Origin of the sequence: Pseudoduganella aquatica, from assembly GCF_009857595.1 — a bacterium.
GTDB classification, from domain to species: domain Bacteria; phylum Pseudomonadota; class Gammaproteobacteria; order Burkholderiales; family Burkholderiaceae_D; genus Rugamonas; species Rugamonas aquatica_A.
Map to the genome: position 1 here is coordinate 54,643 of NZ_WWCU01000030.1, position 23,023 is coordinate 77,665.

General features: G+C 66.1%; 27 protein-coding genes and 1 pseudogene. 17 read left to right on the plus strand and 11 right to left on the minus strand.

Annotated elements, in window-relative coordinates; genetic code table 11:
• Positions 1-2 precede the first annotated feature (2 nt).
• Genes GTP77_RS21980 through GTP77_RS22015 form a run of 8 tightly spaced genes read left to right on the plus strand, consistent with a single transcriptional unit; the run spans position 3 to position 7,530 of the window.
• Positions 3-845, plus strand: a complete 843-nt coding sequence (locus tag GTP77_RS21980; protein ID WP_161074287.1) for an SDR family NAD(P)-dependent oxidoreductase — start codon at positions 3-5, stop codon at positions 843-845.
• An 11-nt stretch (positions 846-856) separates the two neighbouring features.
• The gene (locus GTP77_RS21985; protein WP_161074288.1) at positions 857-1,408 is read left to right on the plus strand and encodes a MarR family winged helix-turn-helix transcriptional regulator; all 552 of its coding nucleotides are present in this window, start codon (positions 857-859) and stop codon (positions 1,406-1,408) included.
• A gap of 14 nt (positions 1,409-1,422) precedes the next feature.
• Positions 1,423-2,277 (plus strand): enoyl-CoA hydratase family protein, encoded by an 855-nt coding sequence (locus tag GTP77_RS21990; protein ID WP_161074289.1) that lies wholly within the window; start codon positions 1,423-1,425, stop codon positions 2,275-2,277.
• 9 nt (positions 2,278-2,286) lie between these two features.
• Positions 2,287-3,444: an acyl-CoA dehydrogenase family protein gene (locus GTP77_RS21995; protein ID WP_161074290.1), complete on the plus strand. Its 1,158-nt coding sequence runs from the start codon at positions 2,287-2,289 to the stop codon at positions 3,442-3,444.
• 16 nt (positions 3,445-3,460) lie between these two features.
• Complete coding sequence (locus tag GTP77_RS22000) at positions 3,461-3,859, plus strand: RidA family protein (RefSeq protein WP_161074291.1); 399 nt, start codon at positions 3,461-3,463, stop codon at positions 3,857-3,859.
• Positions 3,856-5,385: a 3-hydroxyacyl-CoA dehydrogenase gene (locus GTP77_RS22005; protein WP_161074292.1), complete on the plus strand. Its 1,530-nt coding sequence runs from the start codon at positions 3,856-3,858 to the stop codon at positions 5,383-5,385. Before GTP77_RS22000 ends, GTP77_RS22005 begins: the two co-directional genes overlap by 4 nt.
• A gap of 30 nt (positions 5,386-5,415) precedes the next feature.
• Positions 5,416-6,600 (plus strand): acyl-CoA dehydrogenase, encoded by a 1,185-nt coding sequence (locus GTP77_RS22010; RefSeq protein WP_161074293.1) that lies wholly within the window; start codon positions 5,416-5,418, stop codon positions 6,598-6,600.
• Between the two features lie 21 nt (positions 6,601-6,621).
• Complete coding sequence (locus GTP77_RS22015; RefSeq protein WP_228896248.1) at positions 6,622-7,530, plus strand: alpha/beta hydrolase; 909 nt, start codon at positions 6,622-6,624, stop codon at positions 7,528-7,530.
• A gap of 4 nt (positions 7,531-7,534) precedes the next feature.
• Here GTP77_RS22015 and GTP77_RS22020 read toward each other — a convergent pair whose 3' ends face one another.
• From GTP77_RS22020 to GTP77_RS22030, 3 genes are all read right to left on the minus strand, one after another.
• On the minus strand, positions 7,535-8,401 hold the full coding sequence (locus GTP77_RS22020; protein WP_161074294.1) for an extracellular catalytic domain type 1 short-chain-length polyhydroxyalkanoate depolymerase: 867 nt from the start codon (positions 8,399-8,401) through the stop codon (positions 7,535-7,537).
• A 77-nt stretch (positions 8,402-8,478) separates the two neighbouring features.
• Entirely contained in the window at positions 8,479-9,696 is a 1,218-nt protein-coding gene (locus GTP77_RS22025) for a sensor histidine kinase (RefSeq protein ID WP_161074295.1), read from the minus strand.
• Entirely contained in the window at positions 9,689-10,390 is a 702-nt protein-coding gene (locus GTP77_RS22030; protein ID WP_161074296.1) for a response regulator transcription factor, read from the minus strand. The genes GTP77_RS22025 and GTP77_RS22030 overlap by 8 nt, the downstream gene beginning before the upstream one ends.
• A 202-nt stretch (positions 10,391-10,592) precedes the next feature.
• Here GTP77_RS22030 and GTP77_RS22035 point away from each other — a divergent pair, with 202 nt between their 5' ends.
• The 3 genes from GTP77_RS22035 to GTP77_RS22045 all read left to right on the plus strand — a co-directional run bounded on the left by GTP77_RS22035 (position 10,593) and on the right by GTP77_RS22045 (position 12,670).
• On the plus strand, positions 10,593-11,192 hold the full coding sequence (locus tag GTP77_RS22035; RefSeq protein ID WP_161074297.1) for an FMN-dependent NADH-azoreductase: 600 nt from the start codon (positions 10,593-10,595) through the stop codon (positions 11,190-11,192).
• Positions 11,193-11,235: 43 nt separating this feature from the next.
• On the plus strand, positions 11,236-12,123 hold the full coding sequence (locus GTP77_RS22040; RefSeq protein ID WP_223149382.1) for a pirin family protein: 888 nt from the start codon (positions 11,236-11,238) through the stop codon (positions 12,121-12,123).
• 76 nt (positions 12,124-12,199) lie between these two features.
• Entirely contained in the window at positions 12,200-12,670 is a 471-nt protein-coding gene (locus GTP77_RS22045; protein WP_161074299.1) for a hypothetical protein, read from the plus strand.
• 171 nt (positions 12,671-12,841) lie between these two features.
• On the opposite strand, the gene GTP77_RS22050 is transcribed toward GTP77_RS22045, so the two are convergent.
• Entirely contained in the window at positions 12,842-14,005 is a 1,164-nt protein-coding gene (locus GTP77_RS22050; RefSeq protein WP_161074300.1) for an acyltransferase family protein, read from the minus strand.
• A gap of 71 nt (positions 14,006-14,076) precedes the next feature.
• On the opposite strand from GTP77_RS22050, the gene GTP77_RS22055 reads away from it, so the two are divergent.
• The 3 genes from GTP77_RS22055 (at position 14,077) to GTP77_RS22065 (ending at position 16,346) form a co-directional block, all read left to right on the plus strand.
• On the plus strand, positions 14,077-15,039 hold the full coding sequence (locus GTP77_RS22055) for a M14 family metallopeptidase (protein WP_161074301.1): 963 nt from the start codon (positions 14,077-14,079) through the stop codon (positions 15,037-15,039).
• A 133-nt stretch (positions 15,040-15,172) separates the two neighbouring features.
• Positions 15,173-15,499 carry a putative quinol monooxygenase gene (locus GTP77_RS22060; protein WP_161074302.1) on the plus strand — a complete coding sequence of 109 codons (327 nt, stop codon included), beginning with the start codon at positions 15,173-15,175 and terminating at the stop codon, positions 15,497-15,499.
• A gap of 76 nt (positions 15,500-15,575) precedes the next feature.
• Positions 15,576-16,346 (plus strand): substrate-binding periplasmic protein, encoded by a 771-nt coding sequence (locus GTP77_RS22065; RefSeq protein ID WP_161074303.1) that lies wholly within the window; start codon positions 15,576-15,578, stop codon positions 16,344-16,346.
• A 9-nt stretch (positions 16,347-16,355) separates the two neighbouring features.
• On the opposite strand, the gene sugE is transcribed toward GTP77_RS22065, so the two are convergent.
• Positions 16,356-16,670, minus strand: a complete 315-nt coding sequence (gene sugE, locus GTP77_RS22070; protein WP_161074304.1) for a quaternary ammonium compound efflux SMR transporter SugE — start codon at positions 16,668-16,670, stop codon at positions 16,356-16,358.
• A 119-nt stretch (positions 16,671-16,789) separates the two neighbouring features.
• Between sugE and GTP77_RS22075 the strand changes: the two genes are divergently transcribed.
• The 3 genes from GTP77_RS22075 (at position 16,790) to GTP77_RS22085 (ending at position 18,642) form a co-directional block, all read left to right on the plus strand.
• Positions 16,790-17,149: a DUF1304 domain-containing protein gene (locus GTP77_RS22075; RefSeq protein WP_161074305.1), complete on the plus strand. Its 360-nt coding sequence runs from the start codon at positions 16,790-16,792 to the stop codon at positions 17,147-17,149.
• Between the two features lie 104 nt (positions 17,150-17,253).
• Positions 17,254-17,556, plus strand: coding sequence for an ArsR/SmtB family transcription factor (locus GTP77_RS22080; protein WP_161074306.1), 303 nt, complete (start codon positions 17,254-17,256; stop codon positions 17,554-17,556).
• A gap of 30 nt (positions 17,557-17,586) precedes the next feature.
• Complete coding sequence (locus GTP77_RS22085; protein ID WP_161074307.1) at positions 17,587-18,642, plus strand: alkene reductase; 1,056 nt, start codon at positions 17,587-17,589, stop codon at positions 18,640-18,642.
• A gap of 112 nt (positions 18,643-18,754) precedes the next feature.
• On the opposite strand, the gene GTP77_RS22090 is transcribed toward GTP77_RS22085, so the two are convergent.
• The 6 genes and pseudogenes from GTP77_RS22090 to GTP77_RS22115 form a co-directional block, all read right to left on the minus strand.
• Positions 18,755-19,714 carry an MBL fold metallo-hydrolase gene (locus GTP77_RS22090; protein ID WP_161074308.1) on the minus strand — a complete coding sequence of 320 codons (960 nt, stop codon included), beginning with the start codon at positions 19,712-19,714 and terminating at the stop codon, positions 18,755-18,757.
• A 69-nt stretch (positions 19,715-19,783) separates the two neighbouring features.
• A complete protein-coding gene (locus GTP77_RS22095) occupies positions 19,784-21,127 on the minus strand; it encodes an acetate kinase (RefSeq protein WP_187358801.1) in 1,344 nt (447 codons plus the stop codon).
• 10 nt (positions 21,128-21,137) lie between these two features.
• Entirely contained in the window at positions 21,138-21,608 is a 471-nt protein-coding gene (locus GTP77_RS22100) for a hypothetical protein (RefSeq protein WP_161074309.1), read from the minus strand.
• A gap of 10 nt (positions 21,609-21,618) precedes the next feature.
• Positions 21,619-22,302, minus strand: a complete 684-nt coding sequence (locus tag GTP77_RS22105) for a C39 family peptidase (protein WP_161074310.1) — start codon at positions 22,300-22,302, stop codon at positions 21,619-21,621.
• On the minus strand, positions 22,299-22,775 hold the full coding sequence (locus tag GTP77_RS22110) for a hypothetical protein (RefSeq protein WP_161074311.1): 477 nt from the start codon (positions 22,773-22,775) through the stop codon (positions 22,299-22,301). Before GTP77_RS22110 ends, GTP77_RS22105 begins: the two co-directional genes overlap by 4 nt.
• A gap of 2 nt (positions 22,776-22,777) precedes the next feature.
• Positions 22,778-23,023: pseudogene (locus GTP77_RS22115) on the minus strand (hypothetical protein); the annotation flags it as partial.

A 23,023-nucleotide genomic window follows, 5' to 3' on the forward strand; every position in this document is an offset into this window, starting at 1 on the left:
GCATGAAGCCAGGTATCCAGGGTGTGCCTTCGGCCGCCGGCGGAACGCTGCAAGGCAAACACGCTTTCGTCACCGGCGGCGGACGCGGCATCGGCAGCGCCATTGCGCATGCCCTGCTGCTGCAAGGTGCGCGCGTCACGCTGGCCGGGCGCACGGCAGCGGTGCTGGAACAGACGGCGCGCGAGCTGGCGTCCGCGCTGACCGCCGGGCCGTCCTCCGAAACTGGCGGCTGCGCCATCGACTTCGTCACCGTCGACGTCACCAGCCGCGAATCCGTCAACGCGGCGCTGGCCGAGGCGGCGCGCCGCCACGGCCCCATCGCCATCCTGGTCAACAACGCGGGCCAAGCCGCCTCCGCCCCCTTCGCCAAGACCGGCGACGACATCTGGCGCCAGATGATGGCGGTGAATCTGGACGGCACCTACCACTGCATCCAGGCCGCGCTGCCGGGCATGCTGGCGGCGGGCTGGGGCCGCATCGTCAACATCGCCAGCACCGCAGGCATGACGGGCTACGCCTACGTGTCCGCCTACTGCGCCGCCAAGCACGGCGTGATCGGCCTCACGCGTTCGCTGGCGCTGGAACTGGCCACCAAGGGCATCACCGTGAATGCGGTCTGCCCCGGCTACACGGAAACCGATATCGTCAAGGACGCCGTCGCCAACATCGTCGCCAAGACCGGCCGCAGCGAAGAGCAGGCGCGCGCCGAACTGGCGGCGGGCAACCCGCAGAAACAACTGGTCCAGCCGGACCAGGTAGCCAACGCCGTGGCCTGGCTGTGCCAGCCCGGCGCCAGCGCCATGACCGGCCAATCGCTGGCCGTGGCCGGCGGCGAGATCATGTAAGGAGCAGAAGAATGACGCGCAAATTACCAGCCAAGGCCGTCTTGCAGGCCGTACCCGCGCCAGCGCCGGCGCCGGGCTCCCAGGTGTTCGACCTGGAGTCGCGCCTGACGCAGGACCACCACCAGTCGCTCAAGCTGTGGCTGCGCATGCTGTCCTGCACCACCATGATAGAGAGCGAAATCCGCACCCGGCTGCGCAACGAATTCGGCATCACCCTGCCCCGCTTCGACTTGATGGCGCAGCTGCAGCGCCACCCCGAAGGACTGCGCATGGGCGAACTGTCCAAGCGCATGATGGTCACCGGCGGCAATATCACCGGCATCACCGACCAGCTGGAACATGAAAAACTGGTGCTGCGCGTGCCGGACCCGAAAGACCGCCGCGCCTACAGCGTGAAGCTCACCGCCGCCGGGCGCCGCTCCTTCGAGCGCATGGCGCTGGTGCACGAAGGCTGGATCGCCGACATGCTGGATGGCCTGTCGGTGCAGGAAAAGAACGACATGATCGCGCTGCTGTCGCGCATGAAAGGCCATCTGAGCGACGGCCCCCAACACGAAGAATGAAGAAGGAATACCCCATGCGCCACCTTCCCGGAACCCCGCACCAGCTGCCCGGCAACAGCCTTTCGCTGGCAGGCTACCAGGCCTCCCACTTCAAGTTTGAAGTGCAGGCCGGCGTCGCCACGCTGACGCTGAACCGCCCCGAACGCAAGAACCCGCTCACCTTCGAATCCTATGCCGAACTGCGCGACCTGTTCCGCGCGCTGGCCTACGCGGAGGACGTGAAAGCCGTCGTCATCACCGGCGCCGGAGAAAACTTCTGCTCCGGCGGCGACGTGCACGACATCATCGGCCCGCTCACCAAGCTGGACATGCCCGGCCTGCTGGCCTTCACCCGCATGACTGGCGACCTGGTGAAAGCCGTGCGCGTCTGCCCGCAGCCGGTCATTGCCGCCATCGACGGCGTATGCGCCGGCGCGGGCGCCATCCTGGCCATGGCCTCCGATATGCGCCTGGGCACGGAGCGCAGCAAGACCGCCTTCCTGTTCACCCGCGTGGGCCTGGCCGGCTGCGACATGGGCGCCTGCGCCCTGCTGCCGCGATTGATCGGCCAGGGCCGCGCCGCCGAACTGCTGTTCACCGGCCGCTCCATGGCCGGTCCCGAGGGCGAACGCTGGGGCTTCTTCAACAGCCTGCACGAACCGGCCGCGCTGCTGCAAGCGGCACAGGCGCTGGCGCAAGGCCTGGCCAGCGGTCCCACCTTCGCGCACGGCATGACCAAGAAGATGCTGCAGCAGGAGTGGAATATGGGCGTGGACGAAGCCATCGAAGCGGAAGCGCAGGCGCAGGCCATTTGCATGGCCACCAACGACTTCCACCGCGCCTACCACGCTTTCGTGGCCAAGCAAAAACCTGAATTCGAAGGCAATTAAGGAGACGCCATGTCCGATAAAAATTACCTGAGCTGGCCCTTCCTGGAGCCGCGCCACCGCCAGCTCGAGCAGGAGCTGGACAGCTGGGCCACGCAGCACATCACCCAGGAGCACGGGCACGAAGTGGACGCGGCCTGCCGCGCGCTGGTCGCCCTGCTGGGCCAGTCCGGCTGGCTGGCGCACGCCATCGCCGGCACCCGCCACGGCGGCGGCGCGGACGTGATCGACACCCGCGCCCTGTGCCTGATCCGCGAAACGCTGGCGCGCCACAACGGCCTGGCCGATTTCGCCTTCGCCATGCAGGGGCTGGGCTCGGGCGCCATCAGCCTGTTCGGCAGCGACGCCAACCGCGAAACCTATCTGCCCCGCGTGGCGCGCGGCGAAGCCATCGCTGCCTTCGCGCTGTCCGAACCGCAAGCCGGTTCCGACGTGGCGGCCATGCAGTGCGCCGCCGTGCAGGATGGCGACAGCTACGTCCTGAACGGCGAAAAGACCTGGATCTCCAACGGCGGCATCGCCGACTTCTACGTGGTGTTCGCCCGCACCGGCGAGCAGCCGGGCGCACGCGGCATCTCCGCCTTTATCGTGGAAGCGGGCACGCCGGGCTTCGAGATCGCAGAGCGCATCAACGTGATCGCCCCGCATCCGCTGGCGCGGCTGAAGTTCTCCAACTGCCGCATCCCTGCGGCGCAGCGCCTGGGCGAAGCCGGCCAGGGCTTCAAGGTGGCCATGGCCACGCTGGACGTGTTCCGCACCTCCGTCGCCGCCGCCGCGCTGGGCTTTGCCCGCCGCGCGCTGGACGAAGCGCTGGCGCACGCCAAGCAGCGCAAGATGTTCGGCCAGACCCTGGCCGACTTCCAGCTGACCCAGGCCAAGCTGGCGCAGATGGCAACCGGCATCGACGCCGCCGCCCTGCTCACGTACCGCGCCGCCTGGCAGCGCGACCAGGGCCGGAACGTGACCAAGGAAGCCGCCATGGCCAAGCTCACCGCCACCGAGACCGCGCAGCAGGTGATCGACGCGGCGGTGCAGATGTTCGGCGGCCTGGGCGTGGTCAGCGAGCATCCGGTGGAAAGGCTGTACCGCGAAATCCGCTCGCTGCGCATCTACGAAGGCGCCTCCGAAGTCCAGCAACTGATCATCGCGCGCGAAATGCTGCGCACATAAAAACGAAAGGGACACCATGCAATTCCTGCAACCACCAGGCTGGGTACAGCCCAAGGGATACGCCAACGGCGTGGCCGCCAGCGGCCGCACCGTCTGCGTCAGCGGCATGATAGGCTGGGACGCGGAAGGCCGTTTCCACACCAGCGACTTCGCGGGCCAGGTAGAACAGGCGCTGCGCAACATCGTCGCCGTGCTGGCCGAAGCCAATGCAGGCCCGGAACACGTTGTGCGCATGACGTGGTACGTGATCGACAAAAAGGAATACGTCGCCGCCTACAAGGAAATCGGCGCGGCCTACCGCGCCGTGTTCGGCCGCCACTTCCCCGCCATGACGGCGGTGCAGGTGGCGGGCCTGATCGAGGACGAGGCCAAGGTGGAAATTGAAGTCACCGCCATCGTGCCGGAACCAGCATGACAGCTACGCTCAGCAAGCTCACGCTGGGCGTAGCGGGTGCGGGCGCCATGGGGCGCGGCATCGCGCAGGTGGCGGCGCAGGCCGGCATCACCGTTCTGTTGTACGACGTGCAGGACGGCGCGGCCGATAAAGCCGTGGCCACTGTGCGCGAGCAATTCTCCACGCTGGCGACCAAGGGCAAGCTCACGCCGGATGCGGCCGGCGCGGCCGGCCTGAAACTGCACGCCGCCGCCTCGCTGCACGCGCTGGCGGACTGCGACATCATTATCGAAGCCATCATCGAACAGCTGGAAGCCAAGCGCGCGCTATTCGACGCGCTCGAAGCCATCGTCCATCCCGGCTGCGTGCTGGCGACGAATACCTCATCGCTGTCCGTGACCGCCATTGCCGCCGGAGCGCAGCTGCCGGGCCGCATCGCGGGCTGCCACTTCTTCAACCCCGTGCCGCTGATGAAGGTGGTGGAAGTGATCGCAGGCGCGCTCACCAACGCCAGCGCCACGGAAGCGCTCACCGCCTTCGTTCACCGTATCGGCCACACGCCGGTGCAGGCCAGCGACACCCCGGGCTTTATCGTCAACCACGCGGGGCGCGGCTACCTCACCGAAGCGCTCAAGATCGTCCAGGAAACCGTGGCCGATTTCGCTCAAGTGGACGCCGTGCTGCGCGGCGCTGCAGGCTTCCGCCTCGGCCCCTTCCAGCTGCTCGACCTGACCGGACTCGATGTGTCGCACCCGGTAATGGAATCGATCTACCGCCAGTACTACCAGGAGCCGCGCTACCGCCCCAGCCCTATCACCGCGCAGCGGCTGTCCGCCGGCCTGCTGGGCAAGAAGACCGCGCGCGGCTTCTACCGCTATGACGATGGAAAGGCTGAACCGCAGGCCGCCAGCGCCACCGCTACCGCCTGGGCGGGCCCAATCTGGCTGGACGCACCCGACGCCGAAACCCACGCCAGCCTGGCGGAGCTGCTGCGCGGCCTCGGCGCCGACATCGAAGCCGCGCCCCGGCCCTCCGCCAATGCCCTGTGCCTGGTGGCCCCACTGGGCGAAGACGTCAGCACCTGCGTAGCGCGGCTGGACCTCGACCCAGGCCGCACGCTCGGTATAGACCCGCTCAGCACCGCCCACGCCACGCTGATGCTCAACCCCGCCACAGACACCGCGCTGGCCGCCAGCCTGCTCGCCCTGTTCGAGCAAGGCGGCCGCCCCGCCACCCTGATCAGCGACAGCGCCGGCTTCATCGTGCAGCGCGTGCTGGCCACCATCATCAACATCGGCTGCGACATCGTCCAGCAAGGCATCTGCACGCCGTCCGACCTGGACAGCGCCGTCACGCTCGGTCTGGGCTACCCGCGCGGACCGCTCGCCTGGGGCAACCACCTCGGCCCGCGACGCGTATTCGCCATCCTGAACAATCTGCTGCGCCAGACCGGCGACCCGCGCTACCGCCCCAGCCCCTGGCTGACGCGCCGCGCCCAACTCGGCCTGTCGCTGCTGCATACCAGCGGCGCCGCAGCCAAACAATAAACGCCCCATCCAACAACCAGGAGAACACACATGGCACACGCAAAAGCATCCTTCCAGTGGGACGACCCCTTGCTGCTGTCCGCGCAGCTGACCGACGAAGAACGCATGGTGCGCGACGCGGCCCAGGCCTATTGCAACGACCGCCTTGCCCCGCGCGTGCTGGAAGCGTTCCGCCACGAGCGTACCGACCCCGCCATCTTCCGCGAAATGGGTGAACTGGGCCTGCTGGGCGCCACCATCCCCACGGAATACGGCGGCGCAGGCCTGAACTACGTCTGCTACGGCCTGATCGCGCGCGAAGTCGAGCGCGTGGACTCCGGCTACCGCTCCATGATGAGCGTGCAGTCCTCGCTGGTCATGGTGCCCATCAATGAATTCGGCAGCGAGGCTCAAAAGCAGAAATACCTGCCCAAGCTGGCCACCGGCGAATGGATAGGCTGCTTCGGCCTGACCGAACCCAATCACGGCTCCGACCCCGGCAGCATGGTCACGCGCGCCAAGACCGTCCCCGGCGGCTACTCCCTGTCCGGCGCGAAGATGTGGATCACCAACAGCCCCATCGCCGACGTGTTCGTGGTCTGGGCCAAGACCGACGACGGCCAGATTCGCGGCTTCATCCTCGAAAAAGGCTGGAAAGGCCTGAGCGCGCCCGCCATTCACGGCAAGGTCAGCCTGCGCGCCTCCATTACCGGCGAGATCGTGATGGATGAGGTCTTCGTCCCCGAAGAAAACCTGCTGCCCGAAGTCTCCGGCTTGCGCGGCCCCTTCACCTGCCTGAACTCGGCGCGCTACGGCATCGCCTGGGGTGCGCTGGGCGCGGCCGAATTCTGCTGGCACACCGCGCGCCAGTACACCATGGACCGCCTGCAGTTCGGCCGCCCGCTGGCCGCCAACCAGCTGATCCAGAAAAAGCTGGCCGATATGCAGACCGACATCACGCTGGCCCTGCAAGGCTGCATGCAGCTGGGCCGCATGAAGGACGCCGGCACGGCGGCGGTGGAAATCACCTCCATGATGAAGCGTAACTCCTGCGGCAAGGCGCTGGACGTGGCCCGCACCGCGCGCGATATGCTGGGCGGGAACGGCGTGTCCGACGAATTCGGCGTGATCCGGCACATGGTCAACCTGGAAGCGGTCAACACCTACGAAGGCACGCACGACGTGCACGCCCTCATCCTGGGCCGCGCGCAGACCGGCATTCCCGCGTTTTCCTGACCCGCAGAGCGAGGAGGCGCCATGCGCAGCAAAGCCAGCATCATGGACGGCGCGGGGCAGCACGCCGCCGCGCTCTATCAGGGCTACAGCGCGGCGGAACTGGACCGCCAGTACAACGCCCGCGCCACCGTACCGGACGCCACCATCTACCTGCGCGCCTACGCAGAGCAGAGCGCCGCCATGCGCGCCGACCTGCCCTGCCACTGCGGCGTGGCCTACGGCGCGCACGAGGACGAACAGCTGGACATCTTCCCCGCGCCCAAGCCGGGCAGTCCGGTGCTGGTCTACATCCACGGCGGCTACTGGCGCGCCCTGTCCAAGGACGACTCCAGCTTCATGGCCGCCACCTTCACGGCGGCCGGCGCCACCGTGGTGGCGGTCAACTACTCGCTGGCGCCCGGCGTATCGCTGGACCACATCGTGGACCAGAACCGGCGCGCGCTGGCCTGGGTGCACCGCCATATCGCGCAATACAACGGCGACGCGGAGAAGATCTACCTGTGCGGCAGTTCGGCCGGCGGCCACCTGGTCGGCATGCTGCTGGCGCCGGGCTGGCAGCCGGCGCACGGCCTGCCAGCCAATGCCGTGGCAGGTGCCTGCCCGATCAGCGGGCTGATGGACCTCGCGCCCATCCCCGCCACGCATATCAATGAATGGGCGAAGCTGGACGCAGCGGCGGCGCGCCGCCTCAGTCCCCTGCACCATCTGCCCGAGCAAGGCGGCCCGCTGATCTCCTGCGTGGGCGGCGCGGAGACCGCCGAGTTCCGGCGCCAGAGCCGCAGCTACGCCGACGCCTGGCGCGCCAGGGGGCTGACGGCGGAATACCTGGAAATAGAAGGCGCCAACCACTTCGACGTGGTGCTGGAACTCGCCAAAACCGATAGCCCGCTCACCCGCGCCCTGCTGCGCATGATGGGCCTGGCCGGATGACATGCTAGCGGCGGTGCTTGGCGAAGAACTGCCACATCGCCTCGTTGGCGTCCATATCGCGCGTGGTCTTCCCTATGGGCAGGCCGACATTGAACGGGTCGGCGCCAGGCCAGGTATGGCCGCCTTCCCGCACCGTGACCAGCGCCACGCTTTGCTCGCCGTTCCCCTGCTCCATCCACGCGACGTCCTTGCCTTCAGTGCGGGGGCTTGTGGCTACGGGCGCAATGCCGTTCCGCTTCAGCCAATAGCTGTAGCTGTCCTCCGCCGACAGATAGCCGCCTGCCTTGCCGCCATAGGCCACCACCTGGTCCGCCGTGCCATGTATCAGCAGTACGCCGACCTTGGCAGGATTTGCCGGTTTGCTATTGTGCTGCACCACCGGCTCCGGCATCGGCGCGCCGACGGAGGCGACCGCCGCAAACAGCTGCGGCAACTCGGCCGCGATCCGCAGCGCGAAGAAGCCGCCACGCGACAGGCCGGCCGCATACACGCGCTGGCTGTCTACGCGGTAGTCCTGCCTGATCTTCGCGAGCAGCGCCTCCGTATAGCCGATATCGTCGCTGCCTTCAAGGTAGGACATGCCGAAGCCGACGTTCCAGTCCTGCTTGATCCCCAAGGGATAGACCACGATGAACTGGTGGCGGTCCGCCGCGCGGTTCATCTGCGTGTAGAGCATTTGCTCGGCCATGGTCATGCCGCTGCCGTGGAAGTTGAACACCACCGGGAAGGCGCGCTGCGGCTGGCTGTCATACGAGGCAGGCGTGTAGACCAGGTAGCGGCGCTTCTCCTCCTTGTGCACCAGGGACTTCACCTGCGCGAACGCGGGACAGGATATGCTAACGAGGAGGACAAGGCTGATCAGAATTTTCATTATGCGCACACGAGGAAAGTTGACGAGTACGCAGCATAGAAAGGCGGCGGTGAAGCCGAGGTGAAATCCGGCGGATTTCAGCTGGCGCGCAGCGGCACAACGTCGACGCGGTAGGCATCCTGAGCGGCATGGAAGCTGATTGCCCATCCCATGGCCTCGGCGATGCGCCGGAGCAGATGCTGGCCGTGCATGAAGCCCTGCATGGCGCCCGTTCGGCCAGGATCGATCGTATTGCCCACGCCAAGCACGCCGTCCGCGAACGACAGCCGCAGCCGCGAGCCCGGCCCGCCATGGAACAAGGCGTTGCCCAGGCAGTTATTAATGAGCAGCGTGGACAAATGGCGGTTGCCCAGCACCGGCAGGCGGTCCGGCAAATCAAGCGCCAGGTCGCCCCACGCACCCTGTTCCAGCAGGCGCAGCAAGCTATCCTCGATGCAGGCGCGCAGGTCCACCGTCTCGCGCGCGATGTGCTCGGCGCGCGCCAGGGCAAACAGCACGTCGATGGTGGCGCCCATTTCATCAAGCCCGGCCTGGAGCTGCGCCACTTCCCGCCCATCCAGGGGGCGCGATTGCGCCTGCGCCACGGTATTATTCAGTACCGTGAGCGGCGTGCGCAGCTCGTGGCTGACGTCGCGCGTGAACGCATGCTCGCGCCGCAGCGAGGCATGCAGCTCGCTGACGGTGGCGCCGAGCTTCTGCGCCAGGTAGCCGATTTCGTCGCGGCGGTGCCGCGCGCTGAACGTGGCCGGCCCTTGCTCCGGCAAGCTGCGCACTTCCTGCGCCAACACCTGCAAGGGCAAGACCAGGCGCCGGGACAGCAGGTAGGCCAGCAGCAGCGCAAGGGCGATCAGCCCCAGCGCCAGCAGGACCAGCAGCCAGCCGACTTCCTGGAACAGATGCGACACCACCAGCAGCGGCCCCACATCGGCCAGCAGATAGACCGCCTGCGGCGCCGGTTCCGCACGCAGGCGGAGCGTGCGCAGGTGATAGTGCTGGCCTGTGCCGGTGAAGATCTCGGCGCGCTCCCGGCCAGCGGCAAGCTGTTCGCGCACCGGAGGGGGCAGCGCCTCCACGCTGCGGTAGACGCGGATCAGGTCCAGGCCCGGCGGACGGATGTCACCGTGCTGGCGGAAGTGCACAGCCATGGACGCCGCCTCCCGCTCCAGCAGCCGGTCCACCAGCATGTCTTCCGTCACGTAGGAGATGACCAGCGCCAGCCCGGTGTAGCAGACGCAAATGAGCACCGTGAATCCGGCCAGCGCGGCAAACAGGCCATGGCGGATCGACCTAAACATGCTGCCCCGGCGCGAGTTCCAGACGGTAGCCCAGCTGCGGAATAGTGACTACCGACGCCGGCGCGCCCGCCTGCTCCAGCTGCTTGCGCAGCACGTAGATGTGCGACTTGAGCGCGTCGCTGTCCGGCGGATGGGCGCCCCACAAGTCATGCACCAGCGCGGAACGGGACACGGCGTGCGGATAAGCGGTGCACAGCATCAGCAGTATCGCAAAGCCGGTCTGCGTCAGCGGGACCGGGGCGCCCTCGCACAGCACGCGCTTGTCATTCAATTGCAGGGTCAACGCGCCGAGCTGCAGTTCGCGGCTCAGGTGCAGCTGGCCGCGCCGCGCCAGCGCCTCGCAGCGCAGCGCCAGCTCGCGCAGGTCGAAGGGCTTGGTCAGATAGTCGTCCGCGCCCTGCTTGAAGCCGCGCGCCTTGTCCTCGAACGCATCGCGCGCGGTCAGCATGAGCACCGGCACATTGCGCGGCGCGCCGGCCTTGATCGCACGGCAGACCTCCAGGCCGTCGATATCGGGAAGATTCAGGTCCAGCAGCACCACGTCATAAGCCTCGCGCGTGGCCAGCTGGATGGCCAGCGCACCGCTGGCGGCGTGGTCGGCCTGCCACTTCAGCCCCTCCAGGAAGTCCACCACCTGGCGCGCAATCGTCGGATGGTCTTCCACTACCAGGATGGTCAAGGAGCTACGGTTCATGAAGAGCTTGTGTAGTTAGAGATTACGGCCCGGACTGGGGACAGCGGCGCCAGTATAGCAATTACTGCAACTTGGGCAGAACATTGAGGCGATTGTTCCACCAGTGGTTCAATGAAACCCATTTACCCGGCTTAATCTATCGTTTTGGGACTGTTAAAGTACATCCATCGCAGCACACAACCCAACACGAAGGAACGACATCATGAACATCCTGCAAATCAACTCCAGCGCCCGCAGCACCGGTTCCGAATCCACCCGCCTGGGCGACTCCATCGTCGCCAAGCTGACCGCCGCCAATCCAGGCGCATCGGTAGCCCGCCGCGATCTGGCCGCCAACCCGCACCCAGTGATCGACGAACCAACCCTGCAAGCCCTGTTCACCCCGGCCGAGCAGCGCACCCCGGAACAAGCCGCCCGCGTGGCGCTGGACGACGCCCTGATCGCCCAGGTGCAAGCAGCGGATGTGATCGTGATCGGCGCGCCGATGTACAACTTCGGCATCACCGTGCAGCTGAAATCGTGGTTCGACGCGATTGCCCGCGCCGGCGTGACGTTCAAATACGGCCCAACCGGCCCGATCGGCCTGCTGAGCGGCAAAAAAGTCTACGTCGCGCTGTCGCGTGGCGGCCTGCACCGCGATGCGCCTAGCGACACCCAGCTGCCGCACGTGAAAATGTTCCTGAGCTTCCTGGGCATGACCGACGTACAGTTCGTCTACTCCGAAGGCCTGGGCATGGGTCCGGACGCAGTGAGCAAGGCACAGGCCGAAGCCGACGCGCAAGTGAACGCAGTACTGGCCTAAGGCCGCAAGGCGGCGCTGAACAACCAACAACAGGAGAATGGCAATGACTCAAGCAACATTGGTAACATCGGAAAGCGTGCAGCAATCGCGCGGCGTAGAGCGCATCATCAACGGCCAGGCCGTGATGGACGGCGCGGGCGTGAAGATCAACCGTGTCTTGACGCAGCCATTGCAGCGCCGCCTGGACCCGTTTTTGATGCTGGATAATTTCGGCAGCGACTCGGCCAACGACTACATCGCCGGCTTCCCCGAGCACCCGCACCGCGGCTTCGAGACGGTAACGTATATGCTCACCGGCCGCATGCGCCACAAAGACAGCGCCGGCAACGAAGGCCTGCTGACCAACGGCGGCGTGCAATGGATGACGGCGGGCCGGGGCGTGATCCACTCCGAAATGCCCGAGCAGGAAGAAGGACGGATGGAAGGCTTCCAGCTGTGGCTGAACCTGCCCGCCAAGGACAAGATGCGCGCGCCGTGGTACCGCGACTTCAACGCTGAGCAAGTGCCATCGTTCAGCACCGAAGGCGCGCAGGTGCGCGTGATCGCGGGCAGCAGCCACGGCGTGGCGGGCGCGGTGCAGCGCGAAGTGACCGAGCCGATCTATATCGATGTGGAACTGAAGGCGGGCGCCAGCTTCAGCCAGCTGATCCCGGCCGGGCACAACGCCTTCGTGTTCACCTATCGCGGCGGCGTGCACATCGGCGGCAAGCCGGTGGCCAATGGCCGCATGGCGATCCTGGAAAACACGGCCGGCGCCGACGGCGTGACGGTGCAGGCGGCGGAAGACAGCCGCTTCATCCTGATCGCAGGCCAGCCGCTGAACGAGCCGATCGCGCAATACGGCCCCTTCGTGATGAACACGCAGGCCGAGCTGATGCAGGCGGTGGAAGACTTCCGCGCCGGCAAGCTGGGCGAGGAAGCCCACGTCTAAGTTCTTTATGATCAAACCAGTCTCTGGGGGAAGCAACACCCCCAGGGCTGTCCCGATTTTCCGCTAAAATGCGGCCATGACATCACCACTCATTGGTTGGCTCAAGCACCTGAGCCGTATCTGCGGCTTCGACACCGCCGACTCCTTCCCGCCCGGCCACGCGCATGCGCGCACGCGCTGGAACGCCGCCTATTTCGACATTGCGTCCGACGTCAAAGCGGACGAGATGGAGCGCCGCATCTGCGAGGCCATCGGCAACACGCCGCTGGTATTCGCGCACATCACCGCGCCCACGCCAAGGATGCAGCGCGCGCTGCTGGGTGTGATCGAATCGCGGCTGCGGCACAACCACGGCAAGGAAGCGGCGCAATTCGCCGCGTTGCTGATCAAATCCTACCAAAGCCCGCACACGGCGGAAGCCCTGCCCGGCCTGCGCCGGGCCATCGACAGCACACGCGACGACGAAGCCCCCGCCCGCGTCCGCGCCCTGCTCGAATTCCTCAACAGCATGCAATCCCCCTACGACGTCATCGAAATGCGCCCATAGCCCCAAGCAGCCTGAGCCGCATTTCCCCCACCCCGGGGTCTGACCCCGAATTGCGCGAAATGCGGCTCAGCTCGCTTGATGAAAATATAGCTAAGAGGCAAGACGTTAGCTAAGCGGCAATCAGGGATTCAGCACCGGCACAGCGCCTACAGAGTGCAGACAAGGCAGAAGCTAGGCGAGCTGAGCCGCATTTTCCGCCTTGGGGTCTGACCCCGGAGGGGGAAAATTCGGCTCAGGTCGCTTGTAGGAAAAGTAGCGGTCGCGTAGGACTAGGAAGGGGGTTTCGATGGCGGCGTACAGTAGCCAGCCGAGGGGGATGCTGACCGCTGTCATGATGGCGATGCCGGTCCAGCTGGCGGCGCTGATGCCATGCTCGGCCAGCTCGGGCTTGAGCAGCAGGAAGATCTGCTTGTGCGTGAGGTAGATGGCGTAGGACCACAGCGCCACCTTGCCGAAGCCGGGAATGCGCGTGCGCTCCAGCAGCGAGCCCCGACTGAGCGCCGCGATCAGCAGCAGCGTGCAGCCCAGCGCCAGCAGCGGGTAGCCGAATACCGTCATGCCGTAGCCGTAGTGGTCTTCCGAGAACAGGTAGAGCGCGGCCCCCGCAACCGCCACGCCGGCGCCCAGCGCCCAGTTGCCGCGCGAGGTGAGCCTGTTCCACGCGGCGCCGTGGTGGTTTTTCAGCAGCGCCAGCGCGACGCCGGCCACCAGCTCGTCGAAGCGGCACAGCGATGAGTAGTAGATGGCGTTGTAGTAGTGGAAGCCGCCTTCGCTGTCGCCCACCTGGGTCTGCCAGAGGTAGCCGCGGATGGCCATGCCGGCCAAAAAGCTGGCGCAGACCGCCACCCAGGCCCACACCAGCGAGCGGCGCAGCGCGCCAATCAACAGCGCCACCGCCGGCAGCAGCACGTAGAACTGCTCCTCCACGCACAGCGACCAGGCATGCGAGAACGCGGTGCCCGGCATCAGGTCGAAATTCTGCGTAAAGGTGAGGAATTGCCACAGCGGCGGCAACGTCAGCCCGGCCCGGAACCAGGGCCAGCAGGCGTACAGCGCCAGCACCGCGTAGAACGCGGGCAAGGTACGCAGGAAGCGGCGGATGTAGAAGGTGCGCAGCGAGAAGCCGGCTTCGCTGCGCATGGCGGCAAAGATCTGGTTGCCGATCAAGTAGCCGGACAGGGCAAAAAACAGGTCGACCCCGGTCCACCCTACTTCGCCCCAAAAGCCGAACGGCGCCTGCCTGCTGACGAACAGCACGTAGTGGTTCATGAACACGAGCATGATCGCCACGGCGCGCAGCGTGTCCAGGCCATGAATGCGGGTTATGGATTTCATGCAGTATTTTAACTGTTGCCGCGCCCAATCCCCGCTAGAATAACGGCCATTCATCAGCCTCGGGGACCAGCATGACTGTAGCAAGCGATCTGCATTTCAAATCCGTCAACTATACCGGCCAGGGCAAGGGCCCGCGCGTGATCATCACCGGCGCCGTGCACGGCAACGAAACCTGCGGCACCAAGGGCATCACCCGCGTGATGCAGGAGATCGACAGCGGCCAGCTGCGCATCCTGAACGGCATGGTGACCTTTGTGCCCATCGTCAATCCGCTGGCCTACGCCAAGCGCGAGCGCTCGGGCGACCGCAACCTGAACCGCAACCTGTTCCCGAACGAGAATCCGCAGGATTTCGAGGACCGCATCGCCAACTGGCTGTGCCCGCTGCTGGACCAGCACGACGTGCTGCTCGACCTGCATTCCTTCAACGCGCAGAGCCAGCCCTTCCTGATGGTGGGCCCGCGCAACAACGACGGCACGCTGCAGCCTTTCCAGCATGAGGAAAAGGAACGCGCGCTGGCGCGCCGCATCGGTGTGACCCGTTTTGTCGATGGCTGGCTGGCCACTTACGGCGCCGGCGTGCAGCGCCGCCTGCGCGACGATTCGCAGCTGGAAACCGTGCTGCGCTACGGCGTGGGCACCACCGAGTATATGCGTTCCACCGGCGGCTACGCGCTGACGCTGGAGTGCGGCCAGCACGCCGATCCGCAGGCGCCGGAAGTGGCTTACCGCGCCATCATGAACACCTTGGCCTTCCTGGGCCTGATCGATGCGCCGCAGCCGGTGGCGCTGGCGCCTGAACAGACCGAGTACCTGAGCATGGTGGAAGTGCACGACAAGCAGCACGCGGACGATCGTTTCAGCCGCGTCTGGTCCAGCTTCGACCGCGTGGCCAAGGGCGAGGAAATCGGCCGCCGCCACGACGGCACGCCGGTGCTGGCCGCCGATGACGCCATCGTGCTGTTCCCGGACACCAACGCCCGCGCCAATGCCGAGTGGTATTACCTGGCAAAAGCGAATCCGGCCGGCTTCTAACTCCCCCCAGGGCCGCCTCCCGTGCGGCCCTTGATTCAGCTTTCCGCAATGATCCATTGCATTCCAGCCCGTTGATGCTGGTGTTCCTGACTCCTATACTGGTTTCATTCCCACCCCATAGCGAGCCAACACCATGTCCGACCATATCGCCTTCGTCGTCCGCCTCAGCTCCAAGCCTGAAGTGCGCGAGCGTTTCCGCACCGAACTGTTCAACGTCGTCAACCGCATGAAGGACGAGCCGGACTTCATCAACACCTGGGTGCATGAGGATGCCAACGATCCCAACACCTTTGTGCTCTATGAAACCTGGGCCTGCACCCGCGAGTACTTCCTGGCAACGCACCTGGCCAAGGATTACCGCGTGCAGTACGAGGCGCTGCTGCCGGAGATGCTGGCCAAGGAGCGCAGCATTGATTTCCTGAACATTATCGCGGCCTACCCCGGCCGTTCCGCCAGCTGAAACGGCGGCGCGTGCGGCGCGTTTTCCGCTGGCTTCGGTATGTCCCTGGGGATACAATCGCTGGCAGGAGAACAAGATGCACATTACGCTGCCCCTCGCTGCAATACTACTCGGCCTGCCCCTGGCGGCGCAGGCCGAGCACTATGTGGTCCGCACCATGGGCCAGGAGAGCCTGCCCCCCAAATGGATGCTGCGCGACAGCCGCCCCGAGGGGCTGTGTCCGGACATCCTGGCGGCCATGGAGAAGGCCGAACCCCACCTGAAATTCACCGGGCAGGACGATTTCCGCTCGGTGCCGCAGATCGAACAGGGCCTGGAATCCGGCTCCGTGGGCGCCGCCTGCGCCCTGCTGGATTCGGAGCGCCGCCGCAAGGTGGCGTTTATGTCGAGCAAGCTGTACACGGTGCGCCACAGGCTGGCCGCCGCCATCGGCGACAAGGCCAGCGTGGAGTCCATCGACGAGCTGGTCCGCCTCAGGCCGCTGATCACCACCTCGCGCGGCGCCGCCTATTCGGACCAGCTGCGCGTGCTGGGCCTGGAAGTGGACGACAGCACCAGCGACAATCTGACCAATCTGAAAAAAATCCTGGCCGGCCACGGCCGCTTCGTCTACATGAACGAGCTGACGCTGGCGTGGATCATCCGCGAGAACAAGCTGAGCGATAAAGTGCGGCTGCTGCCGGCGGTGCTGAAAGAGGAGCCGATTTTCTTCTGGATCAGCAAGAAGGCCGACCCGGGTGCGATGCGCCTGATGAACTCGGCGCTGCAAAAACTGCGGGCCAGCGGAGAGCTGGCCCGGATTTACGAGCGCTGGTCCAATGAACGGGCCGCACCCCTGCCTAATTGACTAACTGGCTCAGTGCGCCAGCTTCAAGCCCAAGATCCCGCAGGTAATCATGGTGATGCACACCAGCCGCAGCACGCCGGCCGGCTCGCCCAGCACCATGATGCCGAACATGGCCGTGCCCACGGTGCCGATGCCGGTCCACACCGCATAGGCCGTGCCCAGTGGCAAGTCGCGCAGCGCCAGCCCCAGCAGCGCCATGCTGCCGCCCATGGACAGCAGGGTCAGCACCGACGGCACCAGCTTGCTGAAGCCTTCCGTGTACTTGAGGCCCACCGCCCAGCCGATTTCCAGCAGTCCGGCAACAAATAAGAATAGCCACGCCATTTTTCTTCTCCCTGTGTGGCAAGGTCGTCCCCGCCGAGCGCCTTGAGAATGCGAGGTCGTCCCCGCAGGCAAGAGGCGACAGTATATCATTGCAACATTTCCATCATGAAGGGGTCCCGATGTTACTCTTTGCGCAAGCCGTCACCGGCCTGGTACTGCTGATCCACGTCTACATCGTGCTGCTGGAAACGGTGTTGTTCCGCACCCGTGGCCGCCGCGTGTTCGGCCTGAGCGCCGAGAAGGCGGAAATCGTGCAGCCGGCCATGTCCAACCAGGGCTGCTACAACGGCTTCCTGGTCGCGGCGCTGGCGCTCGGCTTTCTGCATCCGGACCCGGCCATCGCGCGCGCCTTCACGCTGTTCGGCCTGTGCTGCGTGGCGGTGGCGGGCCTGTGGGGCGCGGCCACCGTATCGCGCCGCATCCTGTTCGTGCAGACCGTGCCGGCCGTGATCGCCCTGCTGCTGCTCCAACTCGCTTGATTTTTTGACATTGCCAGCGTGCCGCCAGCACGTTTTTCATTTATATCGTAAGATACCGATATATGCATCGTGATTTACAGATGCACATATCGCTAGAGACCAATATGGACATAGACATCGACGCAATCCACAAGGCGCTGGCCAATCCGGTCCGGCGCCAGATCCTGAGCTGGCTGAAAGAGCCCGAGGCTTATTTCACCGAGCAGGCCCATCCGCTGACCTTCGGGGTCTGCGCGGGCCTGATCGACCAGCGCACCGGCCTGTCGCAATCGACCGTGTCGGCCCACCTGGCCACCTTGCAGAAGGCCGGCCTGGTGACGGTGCAGCGGGTGGGACAGTGGAACTTTTTCAAGCGCAACGACGAAGTGATCCAGGCCTTTATCGACCATATGAACCAGGGCCTGTGAGCAGGCCCGGCAACTCAAGGAAGATACACCATGGCAAACCTGTTTGACCCTATCAAAATCGGCGACCTGACCCTGAACAACCGCATCATCATGGCGCCGCTGACCCGCGCCCGCGCCGTGGGCGGCGACCGCGTGCCCAACGCGCTGATGGCGGAATACTATGTGCAGCGCGCCTCGGCCGGCCTGATCCTGAGCGAAGCCACCGCCGTCACGCCGCAGGGCGTGGGCTATGCGGACACGCCGGGCATCTGGTCGGACGCGCAAGTGGCGGGCTGGAAAGTGGTCACCGACGCGGTGCACGCGGCAGGCGGCAAGATCTTCCTGCAGCTGTGGCATGTGGGCCGCATTTCGGACCCGAGCTTCCTGAACGGCGACGCGCCGGTGGCGCCGAGCGCCATCGCGGCCAAGGGCCATGTCAGCCTGCTGCGTCCGCAGCGCGAGTATCCGGTGCCGCGCGCGCTGGACCTGGAAGAAATCCCGGGCATCGTGGCGGCCTACCGCAAAGGCGCGGAAAACGCCAAGCTGGCCGGCTTTGACGGCGTGGAAGTGCACGGCGCCAACGGCTACCTGCTGGACCAGTTCCTGCAGGACGGCACCAACAAGCGCACCGACGCCTACGGCGGCCCGATTGAGAACCGCGCACGCCTGATGCTGGAAGTGACGGACGCCGTGATCGAAGTATGGGGCGCCGGCCGCGTCGGCATGCACCTGGCGCCGCGCCGCGATTCGCACGACATGAGCGACTCCAACCCGGCAGAGACCTTCGGCTACGTGGCGCGCGAGCTGGGCAAGCGCGGCATCGCCTTTATCTGCGCGCGCGAAGCGGTGGGCGAGGACAGCCTGGGACCGCTGCTGAAGAAGGAATTCGGCGGCATCTATATCGCCAATGAGAAGATGGACAAGGCAACCGCAGAGAGCATCCTGGCTGCGGGCACGGCGGACGCCGTGGCCTGGGGTAAAGACTTCATCGCCAATCCGGACCTGCCGGCACGCCTGCAGCAAGGCGCGGCGCTGAACGCACCGCGTCCGGAGACCTTCTACCACGCAACGGCGGAAGGTTATACGGACTACCCTGCCCTGGCCTAAGCCGCCGGCGGCACCGGCGGGTTACGGCGCTCCGCGCCTAACCCGCCCTACGGCTGCGTCGAACGTAGGGCGGGTTAGCGGCGCAGCCGCGTAACCCGCCATCTCCATCAAATCAGCGCGGAATGGTGTAATTCACCGGCACAAACTGATACGCCTTGCCCTGGCTGCGGATATGGCCCAGTCCCGGGAACTGCAAGTGCGCCGCACCAATCAGATACCCTTGCTTGGCCGCTTCCGCAAACGCCGCCTTGCGCTGCGCCAGCGCCGCCTTGCTGTCGCTGTCGAAGTCTATCGTCACCGACGGATCGTCGAACTGCACCGCCTGCACGTGCAGCAGGTCGCCCAGCAGCACCAGCTTCTGCCCTTTGCTCTCGATCACATAAGTCGTGTGCCCCGGCGTATGCCCGTAGCTGTTCACCGCCTTGATGCCCGGCACCAGCTCGGTGTTGCCTTCAAACGGGTTCAGCTTGCCCGCATCGCTGTACGGCGACACCGACGCCATCGCGCCCTGGAAGAAGCCTTTCTTGTCTTCCGGCGCTTTCTCCAGGTTCACTTTGCTCAGCCAGAAATCCGTATCGTGCTTGTCCGCGCGCAGCACGGCGTTCGGGAACGCCGCCTTGCCCGCAGCCGCCAGGCCGCCCACGTGGTCCGGGTGCAAATGGGTGATGTAGATCTCGTCCACCTGCTCAGGCTGGTAGCCCGAGGCCTTCAGATTGGCCACCAGCTTGCCCAGCGTAGGACCGAACAGGCCGGCCGCGCCGGTATCGATCAGCACCAGCTTGCTGCCGGTGTTGACCAGGAAACCGTTCACCGACGTCTCCAGCGGCGCTTTCAGGAAGGACTTGCCCAGTGCTTGCGTGGTCTTGGCGGGCTTGTCATGCAACAGCTTGTCCACCGGCAGGTCCACCGTGCCGTCGTTCAGCGCGGTCACTTCGAAATCGCCCAGCATCATACGGAAGTAGCCGGGCGCCTGGGTCTTGGCCAGCGGCGCGGCCGCGAAGGCAGGCGACTGGCCCAGCATGGCGGCGATTGCGATGGCCACGCCTGCGGCCGGAATGCGACGAGAGATCATATTTCCTCTTGGATGAGTGGTGTTGAATTGCTTATATTATCGTAAAAATACGATATACGTGCAGCACCCTCAAAAGCTCATCGGGAAGCGGACCGACAGGGTCACGTCCGGCGTGTCGCGCGTGAGCCCGGCGCCCACCGACACATTGAGCGAGCGCTTGTCGCTGTAGCGGTAGGAGAAGCCCATCAGCAGGGTGCCCAGCTGGGTGCGCACCGATCCGGGCACCGGCAGGCCGTTCTGCCTGGTGCGGCCGATGGAGTCGTGGCTGTAGCCCAGGCTGAGCGTGGTCTTCTCGTTCAGGGCCAAGCCCATGCCGAAATTGAAGCCGAACACGGCGCCCGGCTTGAGCGTGCCCAGGTCCTCGAATTCGCCGTTGCGCACCATGCGCCGCACGCCGCTGCGCTGGAAATTGTGCAGATAGCTCACGCTGCCGAACAGCACGGCGGGATCGGACGGATACAGCCAGGTCAGGCTGGGCTGCAAGCCGTAAAAGCCGGAACCGGTGGGCAAGTCCAGCGGCAGCCCGGTGCCGGTGGCGTTCGGCCCCACGCAGCGCTGCACGCAGTCGGTGACCACTTCAAAGGGGTCGCGGCCGGTGCGGCTTTTCAGGCGCAGGCCCGCCACGTAGTAGGCCCGGTCCGGACCGCCCGCATTCAGCTGGTGGCGCAGCGCCAATTCGGCGTCGCCGACGCCGCGGCCGCTGGTGGAGAACACATTGTCCACCGCCGAGCCGGTGAAGATTTCGCGGCTGACGGTGGAGTCGGAACGGTAGACGTAAGGGATGCGCACTTCCAGCTCGGTCCGCGGCGTGAGGCCGTAGCGGCCGGCCAGCGCCGCGGTCATGGTGTTGCGCTTGACTTCGCGCACGTCCACCAGGCCGATCAGCAGGGCCGGGATGATGGTGTAGCCCACCAGCACCACGCGGTTGCTGGACGAATAGCCGAACTGGTAGGACGGTTCGAGCACGAAGCGGCCCTTGGGCGTCAGCACGCCGGGCGCTTCGAACAGCGGCGCCACTTCGGGTGGACGGCTGTCGCGCTGCGGCGCCTGGCCGACGGCCGCAACGCCCTCGCCAGCCAGCGCTCCGCCCTGCCCGGCCTGGCCGCCCTGCACCGGCTGCGCGGCGCCCCCGCTTTGCTCACCCTGTCCGCCCGGCAGCGGCGCGGCGGCGGCGGGGCCGGTTCCCCGCTGGCGCGCAAGGCGTTCGGCCGGCGCGGGCACCGCCTGAGGCGCAAGCTGCTCGCGCAGCTGCCGCAGCAACTCGCGCTGTTCGGCCAATTGCCGCTTCAGCGCCTCGATTTCACCCGCCAGCTCGGCAACACCCCGCGCCACGGATTGCCCATGGGCCAGCGTCGTACACATCACAACAGACAAACCGGCCGTGCCGGCGCGCAAAACCTTGGCAAATCGCATGCATTCCTCCCTATCTTGGCGCAACCGCACTCGACAGCGCGGCGCGCATGCTGCTTTCAAAATTACTACTGGTCAGCATAGATAAGCTGGAAACAGCCGCATTGATAGTTGTCTGGCTCTGTATCAATTGGTCATTCACTGTGTTCTGAATAAACAACACCGGCAGCCCCGCCTGCGCGGCGTTGCCCATGCCGTTCTGCACCGTCAGCGGCTGCAGGGCCGCGCTCACCAGCGCAGCCTCCTCGGCGGTGATGCGGGACAGATCGGCAATCTGGAACTGGCTGCTGGCGACCGTGCCGCCGTTGATGGCCACCAGCCGCTCCACGCCCAGCGACACCAGCATGCCGCCGGTATCGAAGCCGCCGCGCTGGGCTTCCAGCGTTTGGTCGGAAACCGGCGTCCAGCCCGACGGCAGGCCATCCGCTCCGGCGGAAAACACGATGCCGCACAGCGCGGCGGCGATGCAGCGCAAGTGCTTCATTGCGTGCTCCTTAAAAATTGCCGCTGCCCAGCTTGGGCAGGGTCTGGCGTTGCAGGCTGTCGCGCTCGATGCCGCTGGCCAGCAGCGCTTGCGGCGCAACGCGCCAATCGGCCGCCGCGTTGAAATGCGCCTTGCCGGGGCCGCCGTGCACCACGAACAGCAAGCCGTTCTGCCAGATCGCTTCGAACGCGCGGCGCGGCATGGCGCGCGTGCCACTGGCCGGGTCGCCCAGCAGCACGCGGCCGCCGGACACGCCCTTGATCACGACAAAATGGTGATAGCCCCGCTCCGCCACCAGCACGATGGCCGGCAGGCCGGCTTCGGCCAGCTTGTCGAGCGGCAATTCGAAGCCATCGGCCACATAGCCCAGGCTGGCCAGGTAGCGCTTGATGTCCAGCAAGGAAAAACCCTCGCGCTGGATGCGCTGCTGGTCGCCGTGCAGATACATCTGCTGGAACGCGGCCTGTTCGCTCACGGGCCGGTCGAAATGGTAGGTCAGCAGGGTCGCCACCGCCGCCGACCCGCAGCTGAAGTCATACTGCTGGCGCACGGTGGCGCGGAAGCGCAACTCCTTCATGCTCGCCAGCGGCACGGCGTAGCTGCCGCCGCCCGCCGCCGCGAAGTCCGCCGCCTGCATGGCGGGCGGCAGGCCCGCCAGCAGCAGCACCAGCATCAGTGATGATGGCGCCCTCATTTGAACTGCACATTCACGATGGTGGCGTTCTGGATCAGCACATTGGCGCCCGAATTCTGTATCACCATGGGCAAACCCGACGCATTGCTGAACGACCCATCGGCGATGACATTGGCGCCGGTGGCCACCGCCACCGCGCTGTTGCCGCTGACGGCGCCCTGCAGCTTCATATCGCTCCAGGGCGTATCGCTGCCGCCGCGCAGCGCGTCCAGCCGCCGCGCGCTGAGCGCCGGACCCAGCGCCGGGACCAACACCGGGCCTGATGCCGGGCTCGATGCCTGCCCCGGCGCCAGGTCCGGCCCCGGCCCTTGGGCAGGCTGCTGCGCGGAACCTGCTTCCGCAGATCCGGCTGCAGCGGCCGGCACCATAGCCACAGGCACCGCCAGCGCGGCCAGCACACCGTCCTCCCCCAGCACGGGGAGGACGGGCGCCGCCAGCACCAGCGCCATGACCAGTTTGGCAGCGTGCCGCATCGCTACCTGCCGACGCTCAGGTTGGCCTGCACGTTCACGCTCTGCTGGATCAGCGACGAGAAGCCATTGTTCTGGCTCACCGTCATGATGCCCGCAGCCGACTGGCCTACGGTGGTCATGGTGTTGGACATATTGAACGTCCCGGCATTGACGGTATTGGTACCGCCCGCACCGCCGGTGCCGCCCGCGCCCGCGCCGCCGGCCGCATTCCCGGCCGTCTGCGTGCCGCCCGCGCCGCCGGCTCCCCC

What these genes read in the sequence shown, in the direction of transcription:
- GTP77_RS21980 (WP_161074287.1), top strand. Translation starts at nt 3, where the DNA reads ATGAAGCCAGGTATCCAGGGTGTGCCTTCGGCCGCCGGCGGAACGCTG.
- GTP77_RS21985 (WP_161074288.1), top strand. Translation starts at nt 857, where the DNA reads ATGACGCGCAAATTACCAGCCAAGGCCGTCTTGCAGGCCGTACCCGCG.
- GTP77_RS21990 (WP_161074289.1), top strand. Translation starts at nt 1,423, where the DNA reads ATGCGCCACCTTCCCGGAACCCCGCACCAGCTGCCCGGCAACAGCCTT.
- GTP77_RS21995 (WP_161074290.1), top strand. Translation starts at nt 2,287, where the DNA reads ATGTCCGATAAAAATTACCTGAGCTGGCCCTTCCTGGAGCCGCGCCAC.
- GTP77_RS22000 (WP_161074291.1), top strand. Translation starts at nt 3,461, where the DNA reads ATGCAATTCCTGCAACCACCAGGCTGGGTACAGCCCAAGGGATACGCC.
- GTP77_RS22005 (WP_161074292.1), top strand. Translation starts at nt 3,856, where the DNA reads ATGACAGCTACGCTCAGCAAGCTCACGCTGGGCGTAGCGGGTGCGGGC.
- GTP77_RS22010 (WP_161074293.1), top strand. Translation starts at nt 5,416, where the DNA reads ATGGCACACGCAAAAGCATCCTTCCAGTGGGACGACCCCTTGCTGCTG.
- GTP77_RS22015 (WP_228896248.1), top strand. Translation starts at nt 6,622, where the DNA reads ATGCGCAGCAAAGCCAGCATCATGGACGGCGCGGGGCAGCACGCCGCC.
- GTP77_RS22020 (WP_161074294.1), bottom strand. Translation starts at nt 8,401, where the DNA reads ATGAAAATTCTGATCAGCCTTGTCCTCCTCGTTAGCATATCCTGTCCC.
- GTP77_RS22025 (WP_161074295.1), bottom strand. Translation starts at nt 9,696, where the DNA reads ATGTTTAGGTCGATCCGCCATGGCCTGTTTGCCGCGCTGGCCGGATTC.
- GTP77_RS22030 (WP_161074296.1), bottom strand. Translation starts at nt 10,390, where the DNA reads ATGAACCGTAGCTCCTTGACCATCCTGGTAGTGGAAGACCATCCGACG.
- GTP77_RS22035 (WP_161074297.1), top strand. Translation starts at nt 10,593, where the DNA reads ATGAACATCCTGCAAATCAACTCCAGCGCCCGCAGCACCGGTTCCGAA.
- GTP77_RS22040 (WP_223149382.1), top strand. Translation starts at nt 11,236, where the DNA reads ATGACTCAAGCAACATTGGTAACATCGGAAAGCGTGCAGCAATCGCGC.
- GTP77_RS22045 (WP_161074299.1), top strand. Translation starts at nt 12,200, where the DNA reads ATGACATCACCACTCATTGGTTGGCTCAAGCACCTGAGCCGTATCTGC.
- GTP77_RS22050 (WP_161074300.1), bottom strand. Translation starts at nt 14,005, where the DNA reads ATGAAATCCATAACCCGCATTCATGGCCTGGACACGCTGCGCGCCGTG.
- GTP77_RS22055 (WP_161074301.1), top strand. Translation starts at nt 14,077, where the DNA reads ATGACTGTAGCAAGCGATCTGCATTTCAAATCCGTCAACTATACCGGC.
- GTP77_RS22060 (WP_161074302.1), top strand. Translation starts at nt 15,173, where the DNA reads ATGTCCGACCATATCGCCTTCGTCGTCCGCCTCAGCTCCAAGCCTGAA.
- GTP77_RS22065 (WP_161074303.1), top strand. Translation starts at nt 15,576, where the DNA reads ATGCACATTACGCTGCCCCTCGCTGCAATACTACTCGGCCTGCCCCTG.
- sugE (WP_161074304.1), bottom strand. Translation starts at nt 16,670, where the DNA reads ATGGCGTGGCTATTCTTATTTGTTGCCGGACTGCTGGAAATCGGCTGG.
- GTP77_RS22075 (WP_161074305.1), top strand. Translation starts at nt 16,790, where the DNA reads ATGTTACTCTTTGCGCAAGCCGTCACCGGCCTGGTACTGCTGATCCAC.
- GTP77_RS22080 (WP_161074306.1), top strand. Translation starts at nt 17,254, where the DNA reads ATGGACATAGACATCGACGCAATCCACAAGGCGCTGGCCAATCCGGTC.
- GTP77_RS22085 (WP_161074307.1), top strand. Translation starts at nt 17,587, where the DNA reads ATGGCAAACCTGTTTGACCCTATCAAAATCGGCGACCTGACCCTGAAC.
- GTP77_RS22090 (WP_161074308.1), bottom strand. Translation starts at nt 19,714, where the DNA reads ATGATCTCTCGTCGCATTCCGGCCGCAGGCGTGGCCATCGCAATCGCC.
- GTP77_RS22095 (WP_187358801.1), bottom strand. Translation starts at nt 21,127, where the DNA reads ATGCGATTTGCCAAGGTTTTGCGCGCCGGCACGGCCGGTTTGTCTGTT.
- GTP77_RS22100 (WP_161074309.1), bottom strand. Translation starts at nt 21,608, where the DNA reads ATGAAGCACTTGCGCTGCATCGCCGCCGCGCTGTGCGGCATCGTGTTT.
- GTP77_RS22105 (WP_161074310.1), bottom strand. Translation starts at nt 22,302, where the DNA reads ATGAGGGCGCCATCATCACTGATGCTGGTGCTGCTGCTGGCGGGCCTG.
- GTP77_RS22110 (WP_161074311.1), bottom strand. Translation starts at nt 22,775, where the DNA reads ATGCGGCACGCTGCCAAACTGGTCATGGCGCTGGTGCTGGCGGCGCCC.